Below are 6,481 nucleotides of genomic sequence, written 5' to 3'. Positions count from 1 at the left end.
TGCAGGGGGGACCCTGTGGGAGAGTAGGACACCGCCGGACAACCATTCCCGAAGAGCCGCCCACCACGTGGGCGGCTCTTCGCATTTAACACACCAACCACCCAGATGCGGGACAGTACGGTTGAGTGAAAACGAACTTCACAGATGACGGGACAATCGTGAGCGACACGAACGACGACACCAACAGGGGAGAGGCGCGCAACAGCGCCCCCCGTGGCGAAGGGCGACCGCAGAGCAGCGGACGTGGCGCGTACGGTTCCCAGCCTCCGAGGGCCAACGGCGGTGGCTCCCGTGATGGGCGTCCCAGCGGGTCCGGCGAGCGGCGCCATTCCGGTGACCGCGATGCGAGCAAGCGTCCGTACGAGAAGCGCGATGGCGGTGCTCCGCGTTCATACGGTGATCGTGACAACAAGCGTCCGTACGAGAGCCGTGACGGGCAGTCGCGTCCGTACGAGAAGCGTGACGGGCAGTCGCGTCCGTACGAGAAGCGCGATGGCGGTGCTCCGCGTTCATACGGTGACCGTGACAACAAGCGTCCGTACGAGAAGCGCGATGGCCAGTCTCGTCCGTACGAGAAGCGTGACGGGCAGTCTCGTCCGTACGAGAAGCGCGATGGCCAGTCTCGTCCGTACGAGAAGCGTGACGGGCAGTCTCGTCCGTACGAGAAGCGTGACGGCGGTGCTCCGCGTTCATACGGTGACCGTGACAACAAGCGTCCGTACGAGAGCCGTGACGGGCAGTCGCGTCCGTACGAGAAGCGCGACCAGTCCCGTCCGTACGGCGATCGCGCCGATCGACGCGACTCCCGCGAGCCGCGCGAGGAGTACCGTCGCGACTCGCCCGGCGCCGCGAACCTCCCCGTGCGTCCGCGCCACGACGATCCGTTCATCCCCGACACGATCGAGCCGCGCGACCTCGACAAGGGTGCGCGCGCCGAGCTCAAGACGCTGAGCAAGGAGAACGCGGACTGGGTGGCCCGACACCTCGTCGCGGCATCCCTCTACCTCGATGACGACCCCGAGCTGGCGCACGAGCATGCACTGTCGGCCGGTCGCCGTGCCGGACGTGTCGCCGTCGTGCGCGAGACGCTCGCGATCACGGCGTACGCGACCGGCGACTTCGCCCTGGCGCTGCGCGAGCTGCGCACGTACCGCCGCATCTCGGGCAGCAACGACCAGCTGCCGCTCATGGTCGACAGCGAGCGCGGCGTCGGACGCCCCGACCGCGCGCTCGAGGTCGGTCGCGCCGTCGACCGCGCCGAACTCCCCGCCGCGGTGCAGGTCGGCCTCGCGATCGCGATGTCGGGCGCGCGCCTCGACCTCGAGCAGCCCGAGCTGGCTCTCGCCGAGCTCGAGATCCCGCAGCTCGACCCCGACCGTGCGTTCTCGTACAGCCCGGCGCTGTTCTCCGCATACGCGGAGGTGCTCGAGGAGCTCGGGCGCTCGACGGATGCCGCGGCCTGGCGCGCCCGTGCCGCTCGCGCGGAGGACGCGCTCGGCGGACCGGAACTCGACCTCGTCGAGATCTACGAGGTGGAGCTCGAGCCCGAGCTCGATGCCGAGCCCGCGGCCGATGCCGTCGACGACGAGACCGTCGTCGACGAGGCATCCGATTCGGTCGAGGCTGAGGCTGAGACTGACGTCGAAGCTGACGACGACGAGATCCTCGCGGCGGCGGACGAGCCCACTGCTTCGGCCGAGCCCGAGGACCTCGGCGACCCGGGCGACGTGCTCGAGGACGACGTGCGGGCCGTGCTCGCCGAAGGCGACGAGGGCAAGGACTGACGGGTGGGCCTGTTTCGACAGAAGCCCGCTGCGGCCTCTCCGCTGGACGGTGCCGATGCCGTGTTCGCCGATCTCGACGGGGTCGTCTACGCGGGTGCCGGCGCGATTCCGCACGCCGTCGAGAGCCTGAACCTGGCCAAGCAGCGCATGCCGGTCGGCTACATCACGAACAACGCCTCGCGGAGCGATGCATCCGTCGCCGCGCACCTCTCGGAGCTCGGCCTCGCGGTGCAGCCCGCGGATGTCGTGACCTCGCCGCAAGCGGCGATGCGCCTGCTCGACGAGCAGGTCGCGCCGGGGGCGCTGGTCTTCGTCGTCGGCGGCGAGGGCATCGTGGTGGAGCTCGAGAAGCGCGGATACCGCGTCACCCGGTCGGCGGATGACGCCCCCGAGGCCGTTGTGCAGGGGTTCACGCCCGAGGTCGGCTGGAAGGAACTCGCCGAAGCCTCGTTCGCGTTGAACGCCAACGGCGGCCCCGGATCCGAGACACCCGGGATCCCGTGGATCGCGACGAACACCGACTGGACGATCCCCGTGGCGCGGGGCATCGCGCCGGGCAACGGCACGCTCGTCTCCGCGGTGCACACGGCCGTCGGCCGGCTGCCGCTGGTCGCGGGCAAGCCCGAGACGCCGATCTTCGACGAGGCCAAGCGGCGCTTCGGCGCCGAACGGCCACTCGTGGTCGGCGACCGGCTCGACACCGACATCCTCGGCGCGAACCGGTCCGGGATGACGAGCGTACTCGTGCTCACGGGCATCGACCGTGCGAAGCAGGTGCTCGCCGCGGACGCCGCCAGTCGCCCCGACTTCATCGTCGGCGACCTGCGCGAGCTCCACGAGCCGTACCCGGCGACCGAGGAGGTGCGCGGCGCGATCCGCGTCGGCGGTGCGCGTGTGCGCGTCGACGGCCGGCGCGTGGTGATCGAAGCCGAGGGCGAGCGCCCCCTCGACCTCCTGCGTGCCGCGTGCGCGGCGATCTGGCGTTCCGGCACGGCGATCCACGTGCTCGACGTGCCGCCGTCGCTCTACGCCTGACGCGTCGATCGCGTCGCCGTCGGCGGCCTCGGGTAGCGTGGACGCGTGAGCACTGAAGACGAGCAGGCCGCTGCGGCCGACGAGACGCGTTCGGCGCTCGACGCGATCGAGGCGTTGCCGCTCGACGAGCGCGCCGCGGGCTACCTCGCACTCGCCGAACGCCTGCGTGCAGAGCTCGAGCACTCCGACCCGTCGCGGCAGCTCGACTGACGCATGACCTCTCGACGTCTCGACGCCGCCCTCTCCGAACGCGGACTCGCGCGCTCACGCACACACGCGGCAACCCTCATCGCCGCCGGCGTGGTGACGGTCGACGGTCGGCCCGTCGTGAAGCCGTCGACCAAGGTCGACGACGATCAGACGATCGAGGTCGCGGCATCCGATCACTACGTCTCGCGCGCGGCACACAAGCTCATCGCGGCGCTCGACCGGTTCGAGGTCGACCCCGCCGATCGCGTCGTGCTCGACGCCGGCGCATCGACGGGCGGATTCAGCCAGGTGCTGCTCGAACGCGGCGCCCGCACCGTCCTCGCGGTCGACGTCGGGCACGGACAGCTCGCGGCCGAACTGTTCGGGGCGCAAGGGCTCGTGCTGGTCGAGGGGTGCAACGTGCGTTCGCTCGACCGAGCGGCGTTGGCGAGCCTGTCGGGCGTCGAAGAGCCCGCGACGCTGGTCACGGCCGACCTCTCGTTCATCTCGTTGACGACGGTGCTTCCGGCGCTCGTCGCGACGGCCGCCGACGCCGCCGACTTCGTGCTGCTCGTGAAGCCGCAGTTCGAGGTGGGGCGGTCGGGCATACGCGAGGGCATCGTGCATGACGCGGCGCTGCGATCCGAGGCGGTCGCCGGTGTGCTGTGGGCCGCACATGATCTCGGCGTCGGCACGGCGGGGGTCATGTCCTCCCCAATCGCCGGCACGCGCGGAAACCACGAGTACCTCGTGCACCTCACCGCCGCGCGCGGATCGAATCCGACAGAATGGATGCGGCAGGTTGAGCTCATGACGGGAGGCGAGGTCCAGTGAACGACGTACGGCATTTCCTCGTGGTCTCGCACACCGGCCGCCGCAACGCACTCGAAGCCACCGGAGAGGTCTGCGCCCAGCTCATCGCGGCCGGCGCGGTTCCGGTCATCGCCGACGAGCAGTGGGGCGACGTGCACGAGTTCATCCCCGAGCTCAACGGCCGTGTCGCCCGGCTCGAGGAGACCGATCCCGCGCTGATCGAGCTCGTCATCGTCCTCGGCGGCGACGGCACGATCCTGCGCGCGGCCGAGCTGATCCGGGAGTTGCCGGTCGCGCTGCTCGGCGTCAACCTGGGCCACGTCGGCTTCCTCGCCGAGAGCGAGCGCGACGACCTCGGCTACACGGTGCAGCGGGCGCTCGCCCGCGACTACACGGTCGAGGAGCGTATGACGCTCTCCGTGCGCGCCAAGGTCGACGACGAGACCGTCTTCGAGAGCTGGGCGCTCAACGAGGTTTCCGTCGAGAAGGCGGAGCGCGAGCGCCTCATCGAGGTCGTGATCGAGGTCGACCGACGGCCGCTCTCGTCGTTCGGCTGCGACGGCGTCGTCATGTCCACCCCGACCGGATCGACCGCGTACGCGTTCTCCGCCGGCGGCCCCGTCGTCTGGCCGGGCCTCGAGGCCCTGTTGCTGGTGCCGCTCAGCGCGCACGCCCTGTTCGCCCGTCCGCTGGTGGTGGCTGCCGACTCGTCGCTCGCCGTCGAGGTGCTGCGCCGCACCGAGGCGTCGGCGGTCATCTGGTGCGACGGACGTCGCACCTTCGACCTCCCGGCGGGCGCGCGGGTCGTGGTTCGGCGTTCGCCCGTGCCGGTGCGCCTGGCGCGACTGCACGAGGCGCCGTTCACCGATCGCCTCGTGAACAAGTTCCAACTCCCGGTGACGGGCTGGCGAGGACCGGTGGGCCATGATTGACGAACTCGGCATCCGCGACCTCGGGGTCATCGCCGAGGCGACGCTTCCACTGGGCCCGGGGTTCACCGCCGTGACCGGCGAGACCGGAGCGGGCAAGACCATGGTGGTCACGGCCCTCGGGCTGCTGCTGGGTGCGCGCGCCGACGCCGGCGCGGTGCGCTCCGGCGCGAAGCAGGCCTGGGTCGAGGGTCGCTGGCTCGTGCCCGAAGACGGCCCGGTCGCCGAGCGCGTCGCCGAGACGGGCGGCGAGATCGAGACCGGCGAGCTGCTGCTCGGACGATCGGTCTCGTCCGAGGGTCGCAGCCGGGCCGTCGTCGGCGGTCGGAGTGCACCCATCGGCGTGCTCACCGAGCTCGGCGAGGAGCTCGTCGTCGTGCACGGCCAGGCCGACCAGCAGCGTCTCCGGTCCGCGGTTGCGCAGCGCGACGCGCTCGACCGGTTCGCCGGCGCCGAGCTGCAGGCCGCGCTGACCGAGTACCGTGCCGCGTTCACCGCCTGGCACGCCGATGCCGCCGAGCTCGAACGCCTCACGCTCGCCCGCGACGAGCGCCTCCGAGAGGCCGCGACGCTGCGAGAGGCGCTCGACGAGATCGAGGTCGCCGATCCGCGCGCCGGAGAAGACCTCGAGCTCTCCGAACGAGCCGACCGGCTCTCGAACCTCGAAGACCTGCGCCTCGCCGCTGCCCAGGCGCACACGCTCGTCTCAGCCGACGAGATCGTCGACGACGCTCCAGATGCGGTCACGCTCGTCGACGGGGCGAAGCGCCACCTCGAGCGGGTCGTCGAGCACGACGCCGCGCTCGCGCCCATCCGCGAGGCGCTCCAGAACGCCGGATTCCTGCTCGCAGACGCGGCCGCCGAACTCGGCGCCTACCTGGCGGGGCTCGACGCCGACGGCGCACGGGAACTCGAAGTCGTGCAGGAACGTCGCGCCCTGCTCACCTCCCTGATCCGTCGGCACGGATCGAGCCTCGACGACGTGCTCGACTTCGGCCGCACCGGCGGGCTGCGACTCGTCGAGCTCGACGGCGACGACGAGCGCATCGAGCAGCTCGCGGCATCCGTCGACGAGGGCGCGATCGTGGTCGACCGTCTGGCAGGCCGCGTCAGCGAACTCCGCACCGACGCCGCGGGCCGGCTCGCCGCGGCGGTCACGGTCGAGCTCGCCGCCCTCGCGATGCCCGACGCGCGGCTGACCGTGCTCGTCGACTCCGAACACGAGCCGGCGCTCCACGGACGCGACCAGGTCGCGATCCTGCTGCAGCCGCATCCGGGGGCCGAGCCCCGTTCGGTCTCGAAGGGCGCGTCCGGTGGCGAGCTCTCGCGCGTCATGCTCGCGATCGAGGTCGTCATCGCCGGCACGGATCCGGTGCCGACGTTCGTCTTCGACGAGGTCGACGCCGGCGTCGGGGGCGCCGCGGCCATCGAGATCGGCCGACGACTCGCCCGGCTCGCCGAGCGATCCCAGGTGATCGTCGTGACGCACCTCGCGCAGGTCGCGGCCTTCGCCACGAACCACCTGAGCGTGGTGAAGGGCACCGACGGGCGCGTGACCGAATCCAGCGTGCGACGGCTCGAGGGTGCCGACCGCGAGGCCGAGATGGCGCGTCTTCTCTCGGGACTCGCCGAATCCGAGAGCGGACTGGCGCACGCCCGTGAACTGCTCGGGCTGGCGGCGGAACGGGCGACCACCGGCTGAGGCGCGACCGGGTACTGATGGGGGAGACG

Annotated in this window: 6 protein-coding genes; all 6 read left to right on the top strand. The window is 71.3% G+C overall.

From position 1 onward, the window contains the following. Positions 1–158 precede the first annotated feature (158 nt). Genes ABIC29_RS16060 through recN form a run of 6 tightly spaced genes read left to right on the top strand, consistent with a single transcriptional unit; the run spans position 159 to position 6,452 of the window. Positions 159–1,784 (top strand): primosomal protein, encoded by a 1,626-nt coding sequence (locus ABIC29_RS16060; RefSeq protein WP_354247020.1) that lies wholly within the window; start codon positions 159–161, stop codon positions 1,782–1,784. Between the two features lie 3 nt (positions 1,785–1,787). Then, the gene (locus ABIC29_RS16055; protein WP_116085464.1) at positions 1,788–2,819 is read left to right on the top strand and encodes an HAD-IIA family hydrolase; all 1,032 of its coding nucleotides are present in this window, start codon (positions 1,788–1,790) and stop codon (positions 2,817–2,819) included. Between the two features lie 45 nt (positions 2,820–2,864). Beyond that, positions 2,865–3,029: a hypothetical protein gene (locus ABIC29_RS16050; protein ID WP_199471784.1), complete on the top strand. Its 165-nt coding sequence runs from the start codon at positions 2,865–2,867 to the stop codon at positions 3,027–3,029. Positions 3,030–3,032: 3 nt separating this feature from the next. Beyond that, complete coding sequence (locus ABIC29_RS16045; protein ID WP_354247016.1) at positions 3,033–3,842, top strand: TlyA family RNA methyltransferase; 810 nt, start codon at positions 3,033–3,035, stop codon at positions 3,840–3,842. Continuing rightward, positions 3,839–4,753 (top strand): NAD kinase, encoded by a 915-nt coding sequence (locus tag ABIC29_RS16040; RefSeq protein ID WP_116085459.1) that lies wholly within the window; start codon positions 3,839–3,841, stop codon positions 4,751–4,753. Before ABIC29_RS16045 ends, ABIC29_RS16040 begins: the two co-directional genes overlap by 4 nt. Beyond that, positions 4,746–6,452 carry a DNA repair protein RecN gene (gene recN, locus ABIC29_RS16035; protein WP_354247013.1) on the top strand — a complete coding sequence of 569 codons (1,707 nt, stop codon included), beginning with the start codon at positions 4,746–4,748 and terminating at the stop codon, positions 6,450–6,452. The genes ABIC29_RS16040 and recN overlap by 8 nt, the downstream gene beginning before the upstream one ends. Positions 6,453–6,481 lie beyond the last annotated feature (29 nt).

Origin of the sequence: Agromyces sp. PvR057, assembly GCF_040547485.1 — a bacterium.
Classification (GTDB): domain Bacteria; phylum Actinomycetota; class Actinomycetes; order Actinomycetales; family Microbacteriaceae; genus Agromyces.
The sequence above is the reverse complement of the archived record's forward strand: the minus strand, read 5'-3'. Positions and strand labels throughout refer to the sequence as shown.